Annotated in this window: 15 protein-coding genes; 12 read left to right on the top strand and 3 right to left on the bottom strand. The window is 71.4% G+C overall.

Annotated elements, in window-relative coordinates; translation table 11 throughout:
• Positions 1 to 213 precede the first annotated feature (213 nt).
• The 3 genes from ACH4FX_RS37670 to ACH4FX_RS37660 all read left to right on the top strand — a co-directional run bounded on the left by ACH4FX_RS37670 (position 214) and on the right by ACH4FX_RS37660 (position 3,347).
• Positions 214 to 1,140, top strand: a complete 927-nt coding sequence (locus ACH4FX_RS37670) for a proline dehydrogenase family protein (protein ID WP_398485998.1) — start codon at positions 214 to 216, stop codon at positions 1,138 to 1,140.
• Positions 1,141 to 1,247: 107 nt separating this feature from the next.
• Positions 1,248 to 2,879, top strand: a complete 1,632-nt coding sequence (pruA, locus tag ACH4FX_RS37665) for an L-glutamate gamma-semialdehyde dehydrogenase (RefSeq protein WP_398485997.1) — start codon at positions 1,248 to 1,250, stop codon at positions 2,877 to 2,879.
• Between the two features lie 336 nt (positions 2,880 to 3,215).
• Positions 3,216 to 3,347 (top strand): hypothetical protein, encoded by a 132-nt coding sequence (locus tag ACH4FX_RS37660; protein ID WP_003985226.1) that lies wholly within the window; start codon positions 3,216 to 3,218, stop codon positions 3,345 to 3,347.
• Positions 3,348 to 3,392: 45 nt separating this feature from the next.
• Here the strand turns inward: ACH4FX_RS37660 and ACH4FX_RS37655 are convergent, their stop codons facing one another.
• Positions 3,393 to 4,958 (bottom strand): purple acid phosphatase family protein, encoded by a 1,566-nt coding sequence (locus ACH4FX_RS37655; RefSeq protein ID WP_398485996.1) that lies wholly within the window; start codon positions 4,956 to 4,958, stop codon positions 3,393 to 3,395.
• 129 nt (positions 4,959 to 5,087) lie between these two features.
• Here ACH4FX_RS37655 and ACH4FX_RS37650 point away from each other — a divergent pair, with 129 nt between their 5' ends.
• On the top strand, positions 5,088 to 6,128 hold the full coding sequence (locus ACH4FX_RS37650; RefSeq protein ID WP_398485995.1) for a 3-isopropylmalate dehydrogenase: 1,041 nt from the start codon (positions 5,088 to 5,090) through the stop codon (positions 6,126 to 6,128).
• Positions 6,129 to 6,435: 307 nt separating this feature from the next.
• Complete coding sequence (locus ACH4FX_RS37645; RefSeq protein ID WP_398485994.1) at positions 6,436 to 7,521, top strand: branched-chain amino acid aminotransferase; 1,086 nt, start codon at positions 6,436 to 6,438, stop codon at positions 7,519 to 7,521.
• Between the two features lie 288 nt (positions 7,522 to 7,809).
• Here ACH4FX_RS37645 and ACH4FX_RS37640 read toward each other — a convergent pair whose 3' ends face one another.
• Entirely contained in the window at positions 7,810 to 8,436 is a 627-nt protein-coding gene (locus ACH4FX_RS37640) for a hypothetical protein (protein ID WP_398485993.1), read from the bottom strand.
• Positions 8,437 to 9,142: 706 nt separating this feature from the next.
• Here ACH4FX_RS37640 and ACH4FX_RS37635 point away from each other — a divergent pair.
• The 5 genes from ACH4FX_RS37635 (at position 9,143) to cimA (ending at position 14,823) form a co-directional block, all read left to right on the top strand.
• Positions 9,143 to 10,192 carry an agmatine/peptidylarginine deiminase gene (locus ACH4FX_RS37635; protein ID WP_398485992.1) on the top strand — a complete coding sequence of 350 codons (1,050 nt, stop codon included), beginning with the start codon at positions 9,143 to 9,145 and terminating at the stop codon, positions 10,190 to 10,192.
• Positions 10,193 to 10,209: 17 nt separating this feature from the next.
• Complete coding sequence (locus ACH4FX_RS37630) at positions 10,210 to 10,830, top strand: TetR/AcrR family transcriptional regulator (protein ID WP_398486041.1); 621 nt, start codon at positions 10,210 to 10,212, stop codon at positions 10,828 to 10,830.
• A 155-nt stretch (positions 10,831 to 10,985) separates the two neighbouring features.
• On the top strand, positions 10,986 to 11,423 hold the full coding sequence (locus ACH4FX_RS37625) for a hypothetical protein (RefSeq protein WP_398485991.1): 438 nt from the start codon (positions 10,986 to 10,988) through the stop codon (positions 11,421 to 11,423).
• 118 nt (positions 11,424 to 11,541) lie between these two features.
• Entirely contained in the window at positions 11,542 to 12,891 is a 1,350-nt protein-coding gene (locus ACH4FX_RS37620; RefSeq protein WP_398485990.1) for an MFS transporter, read from the top strand.
• 321 nt (positions 12,892 to 13,212) lie between these two features.
• The gene (gene cimA / locus ACH4FX_RS37615; RefSeq protein WP_398486040.1) at positions 13,213 to 14,823 is read left to right on the top strand and encodes a citramalate synthase; all 1,611 of its coding nucleotides are present in this window, start codon (positions 13,213 to 13,215) and stop codon (positions 14,821 to 14,823) included.
• Between the two features lie 109 nt (positions 14,824 to 14,932).
• Here the strand turns inward: cimA and ACH4FX_RS37610 are convergent, their stop codons facing one another.
• A complete protein-coding gene (locus ACH4FX_RS37610; RefSeq protein ID WP_398485989.1) occupies positions 14,933 to 15,559 on the bottom strand; it encodes a YceI family protein in 627 nt (208 codons plus the stop codon).
• Positions 15,560 to 15,803: 244 nt separating this feature from the next.
• Here ACH4FX_RS37610 and ACH4FX_RS37605 point away from each other — a divergent pair, with 244 nt between their 5' ends.
• On the top strand, positions 15,804 to 18,248 hold the full coding sequence (locus ACH4FX_RS37605) for a polysaccharide lyase 8 family protein (protein ID WP_398485988.1): 2,445 nt from the start codon (positions 15,804 to 15,806) through the stop codon (positions 18,246 to 18,248).
• Between the two features lie 261 nt (positions 18,249 to 18,509).
• The coding region (locus ACH4FX_RS37600) for a carboxyl transferase domain-containing protein (RefSeq protein WP_398485987.1) at positions 18,510 to 18,727 on the top strand (218 nt) is incomplete at its 3' end.

Here is an 18,727-nt window from a genome sequence, read left to right as displayed (position 1 = left end):
CCGTGTGGTCACCGGTGGACGGGTGTCCATCGGTGCCGTTGTGGTCTCCCCCCATTCTCATACATCTGTCTGAGATCCCGGCCACGAAGGCCAGACAGCTGTCGATGGCCGGGAAGTAGCGAGATCCTTAAGTTTCAGGTGGCTCATCTTGCCGTCGCGCCCGCCTGCCAGGCGCCCGCCCGGCATTGTCATCTTGAATCGTGGAGGTGCCCCGTGCTGGGTCCCGTGCTTCTCGCAGCAGCGCGCAGTGACAGCATCCGCCGTATCGTTTCGGCCGCTCCGGTCACCCGTCCGGTCGTGGACCGCTTCGTCGCCGGCGAGCGGCTGGACGCGTCCATGGCCGCCGTCCGGTCCCTGGCGGACCGCGGTATGGAAGTCACCCTCGACCACCTCGGCGAGGACATCACCGACCCGGCCGAGGCGCTGCGCAACCGCGACGCCTACCTCCAGCTGACCGCCGCCCTCAAGGACCTGGGCCTGGGCGAGCGCGCCGAGATGTCGGTCAAGCTCTCCGCCTTCGGGCAGGCGCTGCCCGGCGGCCACGAGCTGGCGCTGAAGAACGTCACCCCGGTCGTCGAGGCCGCCGCCGAGGCCGGCACGACGGTTACCTTGGACATGGAGGACCACACCACGGTCGACTCCACCCTGGCGATCCTCGGCGAGCTGCGCGCGCGCTTCCCGCAGACCGGCGCGGTGCTCCAGTCCTACCTCTTCCGCACCGAGGACGACTGCCACGCGCTGGCCGGGGAAGGCTCCCGGGTGCGCCTGGTCAAGGGCGCCTACAAGGAGCCCGCGACGGTCGCGTTCCAGGACAAGCGGGAGGTCGACAAGGCGTATGTACGCTGCCTGAAGATCCTGATGGCGGGCAAGGGCTACCCGATGATCGGGTCGCACGACCCGCGCATGGTGGCGATAGGCCAGGAGCTGGCCCGCCGCTTCGGCCGCAAGCCCGCCGAGTACGAATTCCAGATGCTCTACGGCATCCGCGAGACCGAGCAGCAGCGCTTGGTCGCCGAGGGCCACCGGATGCGCGTCTACATCCCGTACGGCACGGACTGGTACGGCTACTTCATGCGGCGGCTCGCCGAGCGCCCCGCCAACCTCGCGTTCTTCCTGCGCTCGCTCGTCACCAAGGGCTGAGCCAGGGGCCCGGTCCCGGCCGGGCCGCACGCGCCGGGCCGCCGCCGCGGCCGGGCGCCCCACAACTTGACGTACCCGCACACCCCCGATCGAAGGAGACGGCCGACATGGACGCCGTGACCCACGTCCCCGCCCCGTACAACGAGCCGGTGCACGGCTATGCCCCGGGTTCCCCGGAGCGGGCGCGCCTGGAGGCCAAGCTCAAGGAGCTGGCCGAGAACCCCGTCGAGCTGCCGATGACCATCAACGGCGAGAAGCGGATGGGCGGCGGCGAGCGCTTCGACGTCGTGCAGCCGCACAACCACAAGGCGGTCATCGGCACGTACGCCAACGCCACCCGCCAGGACGCCCAGGACGCCATCGACGCCGCCCTGGCCGCCGCCCCGGCCTGGCGCGCCATGTCCTTCGACGACCGTGCCGCGATCCTGCTCAAGGCCGCCGACCTGCTGTCCGGCCCGTGGCGCGAGACCATCGCCGCCTCCACGATGCTCGGCCAGTCCAAGACCGCCCAGCAGGCCGAGATCGACGCGCCCTGCGAGCTGGTGGACTTCTGGCGCTTCAACGTCCACTTCGCGCGTGAGCTGCTCCAGGAGCAGCCGCCCATCCAGCCGAACGGCGTCTGGAACCGCCTGGACCACCGCCCGCTGGAGGGCTTCGTCTACGCGATCACGCCCTTCAACTTCACCGCCATCGCCGGCAACCTGCCGACCGCGCCCGCCCTGATGGGCAACGTCGTCGTCTGGAAGCCGTCCCCCACGCAGACCCACTCCGCGATCCTGCTCATGCAGCTCCTGGAGGAGGCCGGCCTGCCGAAGGGCGTCATCAACCTGGTGACCGGTGACGGCAAGGAGGTCTCCGAGGTCGCGCTGCCGCACCCGGAGCTGGCCGGTGTCCACTTCACCGGCTCCACCGCCACCTTCCAGTACCTGTGGAAGGCGGTCGGCGAGAACATCACGAACTACCGCTCCTACCCGCGTCTGGTCGGCGAGACCGGCGGCAAGGACTTCATCGTCGCCCACCCGACCGCCGACCCGGCGATCCTGAAGACCGCCATCACCCGCGGCGCCTTCGAGTACCAGGGCCAGAAGTGCTCCGCGGCCTCCCGCGCCTACATCGCCCGCTCCCTGTGGGAGAGCGGCTTCAAGGACGACCTGGTCGCCGAGGTCGAGGGCCTGACGATGGGCGACGTCACCGACCTGTCGAACTTCATCGGCGCCGTCATCGACGACCGCTCCTTCGCCAAGAACAAGGCCGCGATCGACCGTGCCAAGGAGGACCCGACCTGCGAGATCGTCGCGGGTGGCACCTACGACGACTCGGTGGGCTACTTCGTGCGCCCGACCGTGATCGTCTGCTCCGACCCCGAGAACGAGGTCTTCAAGACCGAGTACTTCGGCCCGATCATCGCCGTCCACGTCTACGAGGACGCCGACTTCGACGCGATGCTGGAGCAGATGGAGTCCGCCTCGGCGTACGCCCTGACCGGCGCCGTCCTCGCCCAGGACCGCCAGGTCCTGGCCGACGCGTCGGAGAAGCTGCGCTTCGCGGCCGGCAACTTCTACCTCAACGACCGCCCCACCGGCTCCATCGTCGGCCAGCAGCCCTTCGGCGGCGGCCGCGCCTCGGGCACCAACGACAAGGCGGGCTCCAAGTTCAACCTGCTCCGCTGGATGTCCCCCCGCGCCATCAAGGAAACGATGGTCGCCCCCACGGACTACCGCTACCCGCACATGGGCTGACCCGGTAGCCGCACCACGCCGACGGCCCGGCACCTCCGCTACGGGGGTGCCGGGCCGTCGGCGTGGTCGGTCACCCGGTCCGACGATCACCCGATCGAGCACCTCAGGCCATCGCCCGTCTCAAATAGTAGGAAGCCCAAGTAATTGTGCAGACAGCACGGCTTCGCTGGCTTAGCGTTGTAGAAGCCGAACGTTCCGCTCGATCGAGCGGGTGGCGGGTGCGGCCCGGCTGTGTGGCAGGTGATCCCTGCTGTGCCGAGGCCCCCGCGCTTTTCGGTCGTTTCCGGAAGGACGCTTCCGTTTCATTTCTCGGGGCTTTGGCACTGGAGGCGCATCATGACCAAGACCGCTGTCCGCAGGATCCGGCACTCCGCCCGCGCGACCAACGAGGCCGACCGCAAGAACGCCGCCGCCGCGCTCCAGCGGGCGCTCGACCGCCGGGACAACGGCGGCTCGACCGGGCACTGAGCACGGGACCGTGCCGGGGGCGGGCGGTGCCCGCCCCCGTCGGCCTCAGCCGCGCCGCGTGATCTCGAAGCGGTCGATGCTCTCGCCGGACTCGGCGAGTGCGGTGACCTTCATCCGCGGCCGGTGGCCCGGCAGCACCTCGACCGCGATGAAGGAGTAGCCGGTGTAGCGCACCCGCGACCACTGCACCGTCTCCTTGACCTTCACCTTGCCCTTGGCCCAGTGGTAGGTGTCCACGTGGTCGAGGTCCTTGACGTGGCCCTCGTAGCTGTCGGGCACGGGGAAGTCGTACAGCGACTTGCCCGCACCGCCCGCCGTCACGTACACGATGCCCTCGCGAGCGGAGTCCACCGTCTCGCCGATGGGCACCTTCTTGGCGACCCGGCCGCCCTTGATCGCGTCGGTCCGCTCGTAGACGTGGTTGTGGCCGTTGACCACCAGGTCCACCTGGTGCTTCTCGAAGAGCGGCAGCCAGGCGTCGCGCACCCCGCCTTCCGAGGCGTGCGAGTTGGTGGTGGAGAAGGCGCAGTGGTGGAAGAAGACGACGATGAAGTCGATGCCCCGGGTGGCGCGCAGTTCCCCCAGCTTCCGGTCCAGCCACGTCGTCTGCTTGTCGTCGGTCACGCCCAGATTGGCGGGAATCTCGTACGAGACGTCGTTGGCGTCGAGCGCGACGACGGCGACGTTGCCGTACGTGAACGAGTAGACGCCGGGCGCGTTCTCGGCGTCCGGGCCGTTCCCCGGCAGGCTCCAGCGGGCCTGCTGGCCGCCGTACCCGTTGGGGGAGTACCACGCCTCCATGTCGTGGTTGCCGGTCGTCACCATCCACGGCACGGTCTTGGCCACCGACTCGGTCTGCGCCAGGAACTGGTCCCACTGGCGCGCGTCGTAGGTGTCCTGATCGGTGCCGGTGCCGTCCGGGTCGGCGTAGCAGATGTCGCCCGCGTGCAGGTGGAAGGACGGGTTCTGGCCCAGGATGAGCTGGTCGTTGGCGAGCGCGTGGTAGCTGACGCCCTGGTCGCCGAAGGCGGTGAAGACGAACCGTTCGGCGCGGGCCGGGGCGGTGCGGAAGGTGCCGAGGGTGCCGAAGTGGCGCGGGTCGGCCGGGTCGTAGCCGTCGTGGCCGACGCCGTAGTAGTACGTGGTGCCCGGCCGCAGCCCGTCGAGCGCCGCGTGCAGGTAGTACTGGTCCACCGCGGGCAGCTTCCTGCTCAGCGCGGGCGTGTGCAGCTCCCGTACCTCGGCCTGGATCTTCCTGCTCAGGTCCCAGGGACGCAGCCCCACGCGCAGGAACGGCCGCCTGACCGCGAACGGCACCTGCCACGAGACGCGCATCTGGTGCCGGGGGTCCGCGCCGAAGGCCAGGTGCCGGCCGAACGGCGCGACCACCGAACCGTGCACCGCACCGGTGGCGGGGGCGGAGAGCAGGGTGGGGGAGGCGGCCTGGGCGGGGCCCGCCAGCAGCCCGCCGCCCGCGACCGCGCCGGCCGTGGCGGCGGAGGTGCGCAGCAGCCCGCGGCGGGTCAGCTTCGTCCGGAGGTACTCGTGCTGCTCGGGCATGCTCAGGCGGCTCGCCAGCGGCTCGGGAATGCCCACGCGTGGTGTGTCCATGCTGCGCAACGTCGCATCACTGTCCGACGCGTCGGGGCCCTGTGGGTGAACGCCAGGTGACCGGCTCGTCATCTGTCCGTATCCCGGACGGCACGTGTCAAGCAATGGGACGAAGAGTAGGGTCCAGACATGTCTCGCAGCATTCGCCTCGCAGTGATCCCCGGTGACGGTATCGGCCAGGAGGTCGTGGCCCAAGGACTGAAGGTCCTCGGCGCGGTCCTCCCGCAGGACGTCAAGCTGGAAACCAAGGAGTACGACCTCGGCGCCCGGCGGTGGCACGCCACCGGCGAGACGCTGTCCGACGCGGACCTGGAGTCCCTCAAGGAGCACGACGCCATCCTGCTCGGCGCGATCGGCGACCCGTCCGTGCCGTCCGGCGTCCTGGAGCGCGGCCTGCTCCTGAAGCTGCGCTTCGCCTTCGACCACTACGTCAACCTGCGTCCGTCGAAGCTCTTCCCGAACACCGCGACACCGCTCGCCGGCCGCCCCGACATCGACTTCGTCGTCGTCCGCGAGGGCACCGAGGGCCCGTACACGGGCAACGGCGGCAGCCTGCGCACCGGCACCCCGCACGAGGTCGCCACCGAGGTCAGCCTGAACACCGCGTACGGCGTGGAGCGGGTGGTCCGGGACGCCTACGCGCGGGCCGCCGCCCGGCCGCGCAAGAAGCTGACGCTGGTGCACAAGAACAACGTCCTGGTGCACGCCGGCCACCTGTGGAAGAAGATCTTCGACGCGGTGGGCGAGGAGTACCCCGAGGTCACCACCGACTACCTGCACGTGGACGCCGCGACGATCTTCTTCGTCACCCAGCCCGAGCGGTTCGACGTGATCGTCACCGACAACCTCTTCGGTGACATCCTCACCGACCTCGCCGCCGCCGTGACCGGCGGCATCGGCCTGGCCGCCTCCGGCAACATCAACCCCACCGGCGCCTTCCCGTCCATGTTCGAGCCGGTACACGGCTCGGCGCCGGACATCGCCGGCACCGGCAAGGCCGATCCGACGGCCACCGTGCTGTCCGTCGCGCTCCTCCTGCGCCACCTCGGTCACGACGCCGAGGCGGCCCGTATCGAGGACGCCGTCGCCGCCGACCTCGAAGCCCGCGGCACCGCGCCGCGCACCACCGACGAGATCGGCGACGCGCTCGCCGCCCGGGTGGCGGGCTGAGACCCGCCCTCCGACGGGAGGCCATCCGCCGGTGACAGCGCCGGGGCACCGTGCCCCGGCGCTGTCGCGCATGTCCGTGACTGTGCTACCGCCGGGTTGGGTGCGACCATCGTCCCCTGGCAGGCGCACACGGGTCCGGTTCCGGGCCGGGCGTCCCGTCCTCCGCACCACGGCATTTCCGTCCCCGGCAGCACGGGAGCGATAATCGAACGTGGAGCCGCCGTACGAGGGGAGTACCGGACGTCCTGTACCGACAAGGAGTTCGTGAGCGCGGCCCCACAACCTCACCGGTGAAGGACACGCACTCATGACGACGCCCACGATCGAGCTCAAGCCCAGCGCCCACCCGCTGCCCGCTGCGGAGCGGGAGAAGATCCTGGCCAGCCCCGGCTTCGGCCGGTACTTCACCGATCACATGGTGACGATCAAGTGGACGGAGGGCCGCGGCTGGCACGACGCGCAGCTGGTGCCGTACGCGCCGCTGTCCATGGACCCGGCCAACATGACGCTGCACTACGCGCAGACGATCTTCGAGGGGCTCAAGGCCTACCGCCAGCCCGACGGCACCGTCGCCACCTTCCGCCCGGACGCCAACGCCCGGCGCTTCCAGGCGTCCGCCCGCCGTCTGGGCATGCCCGAGCTGCCCGTCGAAACGTTCATCGAGGCCTGTGACGCCCTGGTCAGGCAGGACAAGAACTGGGTGCCGACCAACGGTGAGGAATCGCTCTACCTGCGCCCCTTCATGATCGCGAGCGAGGTCGGGCTGGGTGTCCGGCCGGCCAACGAGTACCTGTTCATCGTCATCGCCTCGCCCGCCGGCGCCTACTTCACCGGCGGCGTCCAGCCGGTCTCGGTCTGGCTCTCGCAGGAGTACGTGCGCGCCGTGCGCGGGGGCACCGGCGCCGCCAAGACCGGCGGCAACTACGCCGCCTCCCTCGTCGCCCAGGCCCAGGCCGCCCAGCACGGCTGCGACCAGGTCGTCTGGCTGGACGCGATCGAGCGCCGCTGGATCGAGGAGATGGGCGGCATGAACCTGTACTTCGTGTACGGGAACAAGATCGTCACCCCGGAGCTGTCCGGCTCGCTGCTGCCCGGCATCACCCGCGACTCGCTCCTGAAGATCGCCACCGACCTCGGGTACGAGGCCGCCGAGGGCCGTATCTCCGTCGAGGACTGGAAGGCCGCCACCGAGGACGGCTCCCTGACCGAGGTGTTCGCCTGCGGCACCGCCGCCGTCATCACCCCCGTCGGCTCGGTCAAGTCCGAGGCCGCCTCCTGGACCGTCGGCGACGGCAAGCCCGGCGAGGTCACCATGAAGCTCCGCAAGGCCCTCCTGGACCTCCAGACCGGCACCACCCCGGACACCCACGGCTGGATGCACCCCCTGGGCTGACCCCGCCCACGCCCGGCCGAACGGCCGCCCGGCACCTCGCCGGGCGGCCGTTCGGCACGACCGACCCATGATCCCTTCGCCGGTGGTTTCCGACGCGCCGAGGCGAGAGCGGGTACGAGGTGGTGCGTGAGATCGTCGGCACCGTTCTCGCTTGGCTTGCGCGCATCGCATCCCCGGGTTCTCCGCGCGTCTGAAGGAAATCGAAACCACCGGCACACTGCCCGGGGTGTAGCAGTGGTGGTCGCATGCCGTGCTTCGGGCAGCGCACTTTTTTGGGTGGCAGGCCGGTCAGCGCTCACCTGAAGAGCGGTCACCGGTGCCTGCTCTCCACACGGACGCGGGAAGCTCTCCGAGAATGGCGGTCATGGTCTCTGCCAGGCTGACGATCTTCTCGTACGGGCGCCGTCCGCTGATCCAGCCGATCATGTGGTGGCCGTGCAGACGCCATCCCGCCTTTGCGTCTGCCGTCATCCGGACGACCTCCTCGGTGATGGCCAGTTCGGCGAAGGCCGGGTCGACGGAACACTTGATCATGCGGGGCCTGCGGCCGGACGGCAGGCGAACCGGCTTTCCCGCGTGTGGCGGGAGGGGGTCCGAACGGAGCCGGTAGACGAGTGTTCCGGTGGACACGGAGGTGTCGGGGAGTGCTGTGGGAAGCGTCAGTACGGCTATCGAGTACATGTTGACGTCGGTGCCGTACCGTCCGCCTTTTCGTACTGCGGCCAGGTGGAAGAGCGTCGCGGGATACCCCCGCACCTGCCCTTCGAGCACATTCCGGGCGTGATTGCGGCAGGTGCCGAAGGGGTGGCCGGGGACGCCGAACTGATTCACCCATTCAGGAGGCGCAGTCTTGCGGTAGTGGTGCCATGCGGGATTGTCGCGGTAGGTACGGATGCTTCTTTTGACCCGCCACATGGTTACGCTCCGCCTTCAGCCGCCGTATGCGCCGTCCGGATCGGTCAATGCGGAGCGAAGGTGTCGACCTTCCCTTCCAGTCTGTTTTCCACCTGCTTGAAGTCATGGGACAAGCCGCGAAGTTTGTCCGGATGGACGGTGAAATGGTTGTGCGCCATGCAGCCCTCCCCGTCGCTGCGGCGTGTTCGTGACGGGTCGGAGCTACACACGGCAGGGCGAGCGAGGTCATCGCGGATTGGACGGGCCACGGAAGTGGGGGCGGAGCCCGCCGATGGGGCGGTGAGGAGGGGGCCGAAACTGGGCCGGGGGGCCGGCGGTCGGGCCAGTCCGCCGGCCTCGCTGTCACCGCCGCCCTCAAGGTGGCCGGGCGGGATAGCGGAGCGAGAGCAGTAGGCCGAGCACCCGGTCGATGAGTCGGCCGCACATAAGGGGTGGCGGCCACCGGTATCCGTGCCGGGACGGCCGGCCGGGGGCGAGGCCCGACGGTGGGGTGCGGTGAAGGGGATGGGGCGATGCCGCGCATTTGTGTGTTGGTCAAAGTGGTCTGTGGCGATCGCTGGAGAATGGTTGGCAGGCTGAGTGGCACTGGTTAGAGTGGCGCTCCAAAAGCGCCACCGGGCCGGTGCCGCGCACGATCCGCGGGGCGGCCCGGACGGGGGTCGCCCCGCCTTGCTCTTTCGTTCCGCTCCTGAGCCCGGAGGTCCCCATGACCACCCCCGCCGCCGACGGCTTCCGTATGCCTGCCGAGTGGGCGCCGCACGAGCGCACCTGGATGGCCTGGCCGGGGCCCAACGCCACCTTCGGTGCGGAGGGCGGCGAGGAGTTGGAGCAGGCCCGCCGTGCGTGGGCCGCCGTCGCGCGTACGGTGCGCCGCTTCGAGCCGGTCACCGTCGTGGCGGCTCCCGGGCAGGCGGCGGGAGCGCGGCTGCTGCTCGGTCCGGACATCGAGGTGGTCGAGCGGCCGCTCGACGACGCGTGGATGCGGGACATCGGGCCGACCTTCCTGGCCGACGGGGCGGGGCAACTGGCCGCCGTGGACTGGGTGTTCAACGGGTGGGGCGGCCAGGACTGGGCCCGCTGGGAGCGGGACGCGGAGGCCGGCGGGTACGTGGCCGGTCTGGCCGGAGCCCGTACGTACGCGTCGTCGCTGGTGAACGAGGGCGGCGGCCTGCATGTGGATGGGGAAGGGACGGTGCTGCTGACGGAGACCGTGCAGCTTGATCCCGGGCGTAATCCGGGCCGTACCCGGGAGGAGGTCGAGGCGGAGATCCACGCCTGCCTCGGCACCACCAAGGCGATCTGGCTGCCGCGCGGACTGACCGCCGACTACGGGCGGTTCGGCACCCGCGGGCACGTGGACATCGTCGCGGCCTTCGCCCGGCCCGGCGTCGTCGTCGCGCACACCCAGCCCGACCCGGCCCACCCCGACCACGCGGTGTGCGCCGAGATCGTCAACCTGCTGCGCGCCTCGAAGGACGCCCGCGGCAAGCGGCTGGAGGTGGTCGAGGTGCCCGCGCCGACCGTCGTGGAGGTGGACGGCGAGCCGGTGGACTACTCGTACATCAACCACTACCTGTGCAACGGCGGCGTGGTGCTGTGCGGCTTCGGTGACCCGCGCGACGAGCACGCAGCGGAAATCTTCCGGCGGCTGTTCCCCGAGCGCGCGGTGACGCTGACCGACGCCCGTACGATCTTCGCAGCGGGCGGTGGCATCCACTGCATCACCCAGCAGCAGCCCAAGGTGGGCACCGTGTGACGTTCTCGGAGGTTCCCGTGCCCGGACCGGCCCGCCGCCCCCGACGGCGGCTCACCCAGCCCCGCGAGCAGGTCCTGGCCGCGGCCATGGCCACCATCGCCGAAGCGGGCCTGGACCGGCTGACCATGGCCGGGCTGGGCCGCGAGGTCGGAATGAGCAGCGGGCACATCCTCTACTACTTCGGCACCAAGGACGAGCTACTCCTCCAGACGCTCCAGTGGAGCGAGGAACAGCTGGGTGCCCAGCGCCGGGCCGCGCTCGCCCGCCGCGTCCCGGCGCGCGAGCGGCTCGACGCACTGGTGGAGCTGTACCTCCCCCAAGGGCACCGGGACCCGCGCTGGACGCTGTGGCTGGAGGTGTGGAACCGCTCGCAGAACGCGGACGACGAGACCCGCGAGCGCCAGCTCGAACTGGAGCTGGCCTGGCACCGGGACCTGGTGGCGCTGATGGTCGAGGGCGCCTCGCAGGGCGAACTGCGGGCCGTGGACGCGGAGCGCTTCGCCACCCGTACGCGGGCCTTGCTGGACGGCTTCAGCACGCACCTCGTCGTCGGCCTGCCGGGGCTGGACCGGGCGCAGGTGCTGCGGCACGTGGGGGAGTTCCTGGACGAGGCGCTGATGCCCACGGCCGGGGGGTGAACACCAGGGGTGTACGGAGAACGCCCGCCGCCTCCGGACGCCCCAACTTCCGCACCGGTTGTACGGAAAAGAGCGCATTGACCCGGTCGCCGGAGACGCGGTTGCATCCCCTGGCGCTCCGGCGCAGGGCCGGGGCGGGTGTTTCCGGGGGAAGCATGGGCGAGGGCACGGGTACGGGCAGACGCGGATGGGCGGGTGCCGTGGTGGCCGCCGCGCTCGCAGGGACGGTGGCGGCCGGCGGTCCGCCCGCGGCGGCCGGTGGCCACGGGCCGCGCACCGAGCGGGTGAACACCGCGCCCGACGGCTCCGAGGCGGTCGGCGGCGGCTCGTTCAACGCCGCGATCAGCCCGGACGGCCGGCGCCTGCTGCTGCATTCCTGCGGCGTCGAGTACGGGCTGTACCTCAAGGACCTGGGGACGGACGAGGACACCCTGGTCAGCCCCGGCACCGACGGCAGGCCCCGGATGGGCACCGCCGGGCCGGACGCGATGACACCGGACGGCCGCGAAGTCGTCTTCGAGCCGTACCTGGACGACCTGGTCACCGGCGACACCAACCACGAGACCGACGTGTTCCTGCGGCACGTCCGCTGAACGTACGCCAGAAAGCGGATATCCGCAGGCGGTGCGCATGCTCCGCAGGTAACGAAGCGTGATCGTTGCCCGCCGCGCTCTTGCCGTGGCGGGCGCCCGTCGGCGACCGTGATCGGTCATGGGACGAGAGCAGTGGAAGAAGATCTGGGTCGGCTCGGCCGGCAACATGGTCGAGTGGTTCGACTGGTTCGTGTACGCCAGCTTCGCGGTGTACTTCGCCGACTCCTTCTTCCCGAAGGGGAACGACACCGCCAACCTCATGAACACCATGGGGATCTTCGCGGTCGGCTTCTTCCTGCGGCCGGTGGGCGGCTGGCTGCTCGGCCGGGTCGGTGACCGCAAGGGCCGCAAGGCCGCGCTGACCCTCACCGTCACCCTGATGTCCGCCTCGGCCGTCCTCATCGCCGTCGCGCCGACCTACGCGGTGGCCGGGTACGGTGGCGTCGCGGTGCTGCTCCTCGCCCGCATGCTGCAAGGGCTCTCGGTCGGCGGCGAGTACGCGGCCAGCGCGACCTACCTCACCGAGGCGTCCGCGCCCGGCCGGCGCGGCTTCGCGTCCAGCTTCCAGTACGTGTCCATGACCGCGGGCCAGCTCCTCGGCCTCGGCCTCCAGATCGTCCTCCAGCGCACCATGTCCGAGGACGCGCTGCACAGCTGGGCCTGGCGCATCCCGTTCATCATCGGCGCGCTCGGCGCGGCCATCGTCTTCTACCTGCGGCGCAACATGCTGGAGACGGAGGTGTACGCGCAGGACGACAGTGCGCACAGCGACCCGGCGCGCGGCACGATCAAGGCGCTGTGGGCGCACCGGCGCGAGGCGTTCCTCGTCATCGCGCTCACCATGGGCGGCACCGTCGCGTACTACACGTACACGACCTACCTCACCAAGTACCTCTCGGGCACCGCCGGGATGGCCAAGCCCACCGCCTCGCTGGTCAGCTTCTGCGCGCTGTTCGTCTTCATGTGCATCCAGCCGCTGGCGGGCCGGCTGTCCGACCGGATCGGCCGCCGGCCGCTGCTGATCACCTTCGCGGTCGGGTCCACCTTCCTGACCGTGCCGATCATGACGCTGCTCCGGCACGCCGGCAGCTTCTGGCCCGCGCTCGGCCTCTCGCTGCTGGCCCTGCTCGTGGTCACCGGCTACACCTCGATCAACGCCTGTGTGAAGGCCGAACTCTTCCCCACCGGCATCCGCGCCCTGGGCGTCGCCCTCCCGTACGCCATCGCCAACGCGCTCTTCGGCGGCACCGCCGAGTACGTCGCCCTCTGGTTCAAGAAGGGCGGCATCGAGTCGGGCTACTACTGGTACGTGGCGGGCTGCGCGGCGGTCTCCCTGATCGTCTACATCACCATGCGCGAAACACGGACGATCGACCTGCACCGGGTGCGGCGGGACGGGAACGCGGGCGCGGCCGTCCCCGCACAGCCGGGGCCGCAGCCGGCGAAGGCGAGCCCGTCCGGCGAGTGAGGACGCGGGAACGGCCCTCCGCGGCGGCCCGCACTGTGAGACACCCGCCCGCTCCTCGGAGGGATGTGGCAAACTGCCGCACGTGCTCTCGTTCGCCATGATTATTGGCAGCAGGCGCGCCGGTCCGCAGTGACCGCCTCGTACCCACCGAGTACGGCGCGGTCACCGTCGTCCCAGACCCGCGCGCAGACCTCTCGCATCCGCGAGGGGTCTTTTCGTTTCCGGCCCACCTTTCACCGGCGGCGAAGCGCGCGGGACCATGAGGGGGCGGTGGAACCGGTCATTCCGGTAAACCGAGACCCGACAGGAGCCATGACCAGCATGACGGACGCACCCGACCCCTCCTTGTCCGACGCCTTCCACGTCTTCGACACCACGCTGCGCGACGGCGCGCAGCGCGAGGGCATCAACCTGACCGTCGCCGACAAGCTGACCATCGCCCGGCACCTGGACGACTACGGCGTGGGCTTCATCGAGGGCGGCTGGCCCGGCGCCAACCCCCGCGACACCGAGTTCTTCCGGCGGGCCCGCGCGGAGATCGACTTCCGGCACGCCCAGCTGGTCGCCTTCGGCGCCACCCGCAAGGCGGGGGTGCGCGTCGAGGACGACCCGCAGGTCGCGGCGCTGCTGGAGTCGCAGGCGCCGGTCGTCACCCTGGTCGCCAAGTCGCACGTACGGCACGTGGAGCTGGCACTGCGCACCACTCCGGAGGAGAACCTCGCGATGGTGCGGGACACCGTCGCGTACCTGCGCGCCCAGGGCCGCCGGGTCTTCCTGGACTGCGAGCACTTCTTCGACGGGTACGCCCTGGACCCGGTGTACGCCAAGGAGGTCGTCCGCACCGCGAGCGAGGCCGGCGCCGACGTGGTGGTGCTCTGCGACACCAACGGCGGCATGCTCCCCGCGCAGGTCTCGGCCGTCGTACGGACGGTGCTGGCGGACACCGGGGCCCGGCTGGGCATCCACGCCCAGGACGACACCGGCTGCGCCGTGGCCAACACGCTGGCCGCCGTGGACGCGGGCGCCACGCACGTGCAGTGCACCGCCAACGGCTACGGCGAGCGGGTCGGCAACTCCAACCTCTTCCCGGTCGTGGCCGCCCTGGAGCTGAAGTACGGGCGCCGGGTGCTGCCCGCGGGCAAGCTCGCCGAGACCACCCGGATCTCGCACGCCATCGCCGAGGTCGTCAACCTCACCCCGTCCACCCACCAGCCGTACGTCGGCGTCTCGGCCTTCGCGCACAAGGCCGGGCTGCACGCCTCAGCGATCAAGGTCGATCCCGACCTGTACCAGCACATCGACCCGGCGCTGGTCGGCAACAGCATGCGGATGCTGGTCTCCGACATGGCGGGCCGCGCCTCCATCGAGCTCAAGGGCAAGGAGCTGGGCTTCGACCTGAGCGGCGACCGGGAGCTGGTCGGCCGGGTCGTGGAGCGGGTCAAGGAACGCGAGCTGGCCGGGTACACCTACGAGGCCGCGGACGCCTCGTTCGAGCTGCTGCTGCGCGAGGAGGCGGAGGGCCGGCCGCTGCGGTACTTCCGGGTGGAGTCCTGGCGGGCGATCGTCGAGGACCGGCCGGACGGCACGCACGCCAACGAGGCGACCGTGAAGCTGTGGGCCAAGGGCGAGCGGCTGGTGGCCACGGCCGAGGGCAACGGCCCGGTGCACGCGCTGGACCGGGCGCTGCGGGTGGCCCTGGAGCGGATCTATCCGCAGCTGGCCGGGCTGGAGCTGGTGGACTACAAGGTCCGCATCCTGGAGGGCCGGCTGGGCACCGGTTCGATCACCCGCGTCCTGGTGTCCACCAGCGACGGGCGCGGGGAGTGGTCCACGGTCGGCGTCGCGGAGAACGTCATCGCGGCGTCCTGGCAGGCGCTGGACGACGCCTACGCGTACGGGCTGATGCGGGCCGGGGTCGAGCCGCAGGAGTAGCCGCCGGGCGCGGTGGCGCACCGCGTGACCGCGGCCCCGTACCGGTCCTTGGGGGAGGAGCCGGTGCGGGGCCGCGGGGCTTTCCGAGGCGCGGTGGGCCGCCGGGGATTCAGGCGGCGGCCCTGACCGCGGAGATGTCGAAGGTGAGCTTGACCTTGTCGCTGACCATCACACCGCCGGCCTCCAGCGCCGCGTTCCAGGTCAGGCCCCAGTCGGAGCGCAGGATCTCGGCGCTGCCCTCGAAGCCGACGCGCTCGGCGCCGTAGACGTCGGTGGCGGCGCCCTGGAACTCCAGGCCGAGGGTGAGCGGCCGGGTGACGTTCTTGATCGTCAGGTCGCCGGTCAGCCGGTAGGTGTCGCCGCCGGCCCGTTCGGCCGCGGTGGACCGGAACGTCATGAGCGGGAAGGCGTCCGTGTCGAAGAAGTCGGCGCCGCGCAGATGGGCGTCGCGGTCGGCGATGCCGGTGTCCACGGAGGCGGTGCTGACCTCGACGGTGGCGGTGGACCGGGCCGGGTCGGTGCCGTCCAGGTGCAGGCTGCCCTCGTAGCCGCCGAAGGAGCCGCGGACGGTGGTGACCATGGCGTGCCGGACGGCGAAGCCGATCCGGCTGTGCGCCGGGTCGATGGTGTAGTCGCCGGTCAGCGCGGCGAGGGCCGGGCCGGCGTCGAGGACGGCGGTGCCGGCGGGGGAGCCGGCGCGGTCGGCGGCGTTGCGCTTGCGGTGGAACAGAGCCATGGGAGCCTCCTCGAGGAAAGGTTTGTTGAAGGTTCAACGAGATTCACCGTAGCCCAATCTAGTTCAAGTTTCAACATCTGGCTCGCGGGGGAGTGATGCGCAGGGTCGTGCGGTCGAGGTGCCGTACGCCCGGTGGTGGGCGTGTCATGGGCATTGTCGAAGTGTGAGCCCCGTGCTAAACCGTCGGACACCGCTCAACCACCCCCTTCCCGTACGCAGTTGACGCTCACGGAGAGGACGGACCGTGCCGCCTTCCCCCCGCTGGTCCCGTCGCGGCTTCCTCGGCTTCTCCGGAGCGGGCGCGCTCGGCCTGGCGCTGGCGCCCGCGCTCACCGGGGCCGGACCCGCCGCGCACGCCGCCGACGGTGATCCGTACGAGACCCTGCGCCGCCGCTGGCTCGGCATCCAGCTCGGCACCGGCTACGACCCCGCCGCCGAGCCGTACGCCGCCCGCCTGCGGGAGACCGGCGAGCTGGCCCGCGGCTTCCGCGCGGCCATGCGCCCGGCCGCCGGCTCGCTCTGGCCCGACAGCCCCTTCGACCCGCCGGCCGGCATCACCCGCAGCTACAGCCGCCTCGCCACCATGGCGCGGGCCCACGCCCAGCCCGGTACCGGCCTGACCGGCGACGCCGGGCTGGCCGCCGACGTCGTCCGGGGCCTGGACCACGTGCACGCCACCGTCTACCACGCCGGCACCACGAGGTACGGCAACTGGTGGGAGTGGCAGATCGGCAGCCCCCGGCTCCTCCTGGACACCGTCGCGATGCTGTACGAGCAGCTCGGCCGGGACCGGCGGGAGCGGTACCTGGCCGCCGTCGACCACTTCGTCCCGGATGCCATGCTCGGCGACTACACCGGCACCAGCACCGGCGCCAACCGCGTCGACCTGTGCCGGGTGGTGGCGCTGCGCGGCATCCTGGGCCGGGCCCCGGCGAAGATCGCGCTGGCCCGCGACGCGCTGTCCCCGGTCTTCCCGTACGTCACCAAGGGCGACGGCCTCTACGCCGACGGCTCCTTCATCCAGCACACCTGGGTCGCCTACTCCGGCACCTACGGCTTCGTCCTCCTCGACGGGCTCGGCCGCCTCTTCACCCTGCTCGGCGGGTCCGACTGGGCCGTCACCGATCCCGAGCGCCAGATCATCTTCGACAGCGTGGAGCACGCCTACGCCCCCCTGCTCTACAACGGCCTGATGATGGACAGCGTCAACGGACGCGCCATCAGCCGCGGCTACCTGCGCGCCGACGAGCGCAAGGTGATGCGCGGAGACCACTTCCACGGGCACGCGCTCGTCGCCGCCGTCGCCCTGCTCGCGGAGGCCGCCACGCCCCGGGAGCGGGAGCGCTGGCAGGCGATGGTCCGCGGCTGGATCCGGCGGGACACCAGCTACCCGGTGCTAGCCGACCGGCAGTACGAGATCGCCGACCTGGCCCGCCTCAAGGCGCTCGCGGACGACGGCGGCCCGGTCGCCCCGGAGCCCGTCGGCCACCAGCTCTTCCCGGCCATGGACCGGGCCGTGCACCGCCGCCCCGGCTGGGCCGCCGGCCTGGCCATGGCCTCCGACCGCATCACGTACTACGAGAACGGCAACGGGGAGAATCCGCGCGGCTGGCACACCGGCGCCGGAATGCTCTACTGGTGGGGCCACGACTTCGCGGGCGACCAGTACACGGACGCCTTCTGGCCCACCGTGGACCCGTACCGCCTGCCCGGCACGACCGTCTCCGCCAAGCGGCTGGCCGACAACGAGGGCGGCGGCTGGGGCGCGCCCAAGCCCGCCGCGCGGTGGGTCGGCGGGACCACGGACGGCGAGTTCGCCGCGGTCGGACAGGACGTGCGCGGCCTGTCCTCGACCCTGCGCGCCAAGAAGTCGTGGTTCTTCGCCGCGGACTGCGTCATCTGCCTCGGCGCCGGCATCGCCTCCCGCGACGGGGTGCCCGCCGAGACGATCGTGGACAACCGCAACCTGGGCGCGTCCGGGGCGCCCGCGCTGACCGTGGACGGCGTTCGGCAGCCCGCGGCGCCCGGCCGGCGGCTCTCCTTCCCACGCGCCCGCTGGATCCACCTGGCCGGGCACGGCGGGTACGTCTTCCCCCGCCTGCCCGGCGGGGGAGAGCCGGTGCCGCACGCGCTGCGCGACACCCGCACGGGCGCGTGGAGCGACATCAACACCGGCGGTTCGCCGGAGCCCTTCACCCGCCGCTATCTGACCCTCTGGTTCGACCACGGCACCGACCCGGCGGACGGCGCGTACGCGTACCTGCTGATGCCCGGGGCGGGCCCGCGCGCCCTGGCCGCGCGGGCCGCCGACCGCCGCTGGCTGACCGTCCTCGCCAACACCGGCGACCGGCAGGCGGTCGCGGTCCCGTCGCTCGGCCTGACCGCCGCCACCTTCTGGCGGGCCGGGTCGGCGGGCGGCCTGACCGTCTCGGCGCCCGCGAGCGTCCTGCTGCGCGAACGGCCGGCACGGGCCGCGTACGGGCGCCACGGCGGTCGCACGGCGTCACTGTGCGTGGCCGAGCCGCCGCGTACCGGCGCGCCCTTCGAGGTGGTCTGGGACCGCCCGGTCCGTGCCGTACTCGCCGCCGACCCCGCCGTCGAGGTGCTGGCGACCGCTCCGGCGCTGCGCCTCCGGGTCACTCCGGGCACCTCCTGCACCACCCACATCTGTACGGTCGCCCCGCGCTGACCGGCCGTTCCCCATGTTCAAGGCCGGTTCCGGGGTGCTGCCCGGCGGCCGGCGGCGCCCGGTCAAGCAGCGGACCGCCACAACGCCACGCGGGCGCGCTTTGTCGGGGCCTTACATACCGCTCGGGCCGTCCGGGGTGCCCGGCAGGCCGGACGCTGGCCGCGTACAGGCCGCTTCTGTTCTGCCTGCCCACCAAATCGCTTCGGACGTTGTACGAAACCGACATCGGTTCCGGAGGCCCCGGCCACGTACCGTCGATGCATGACCACTGTCGAAGAGGTGCCCGCCGAGTCGAACGACGCTCGCGGGCGGGTCGCCGAGCTGCATGCCATCCGTGAGCAGGCCCGGCGCGGGCCCGGTGAGCGGGCGACCGCGGCGCAGCACGCCAAGGGCAAGCTCACCGCGCGTGAGCGGATCGGGCTGCTGCTGGACGAGGGCTCCTTCAGGGAGGTCGAGCCGCTGCGCCGGCACCGGGCCAC

Source organism: Streptomyces sp. NPDC018019 (genome assembly GCF_044327805.1).
Classification (GTDB): domain Bacteria; phylum Actinomycetota; class Actinomycetes; order Streptomycetales; family Streptomycetaceae; genus Streptomyces.
Note: the sequence above shows the minus strand (reverse complement) of the source record. Positions and strands in the feature narration are given on the sequence as shown.

Bases quoted from the DNA above. Each gene is read 5' to 3' on its own strand.
- pruA (WP_398485997.1), top strand. From the start codon at position 1,248: ATGGACGCCGTGACCCACGTCCCCGCCCCGTACAACGAGCCGGTGCAC.
- ACH4FX_RS37660 (WP_003985226.1), top strand. From the start codon at position 3,216: ATGACCAAGACCGCTGTCCGCAGGATCCGGCACTCCGCCCGCGCGACC.
- ACH4FX_RS37655 (WP_398485996.1), bottom strand. From the start codon at position 4,958: ATGGACACACCACGCGTGGGCATTCCCGAGCCGCTGGCGAGCCGCCTG.
- ACH4FX_RS37650 (WP_398485995.1), top strand. From the start codon at position 5,088: ATGTCTCGCAGCATTCGCCTCGCAGTGATCCCCGGTGACGGTATCGGC.
- ACH4FX_RS37645 (WP_398485994.1), top strand. From the start codon at position 6,436: ATGACGACGCCCACGATCGAGCTCAAGCCCAGCGCCCACCCGCTGCCC.
- ACH4FX_RS37640 (WP_398485993.1), bottom strand. From the start codon at position 8,436: ATGTGGCGGGTCAAAAGAAGCATCCGTACCTACCGCGACAATCCCGCA.
- ACH4FX_RS37635 (WP_398485992.1), top strand. From the start codon at position 9,143: ATGACCACCCCCGCCGCCGACGGCTTCCGTATGCCTGCCGAGTGGGCG.
- ACH4FX_RS37625 (WP_398485991.1), top strand. From the start codon at position 10,986: ATGGGCGAGGGCACGGGTACGGGCAGACGCGGATGGGCGGGTGCCGTG.
- ACH4FX_RS37620 (WP_398485990.1), top strand. From the start codon at position 11,542: ATGGGACGAGAGCAGTGGAAGAAGATCTGGGTCGGCTCGGCCGGCAAC.
- cimA (WP_398486040.1), top strand. From the start codon at position 13,213: ATGACGGACGCACCCGACCCCTCCTTGTCCGACGCCTTCCACGTCTTC.
- ACH4FX_RS37610 (WP_398485989.1), bottom strand. From the start codon at position 15,559: ATGGCTCTGTTCCACCGCAAGCGCAACGCCGCCGACCGCGCCGGCTCC.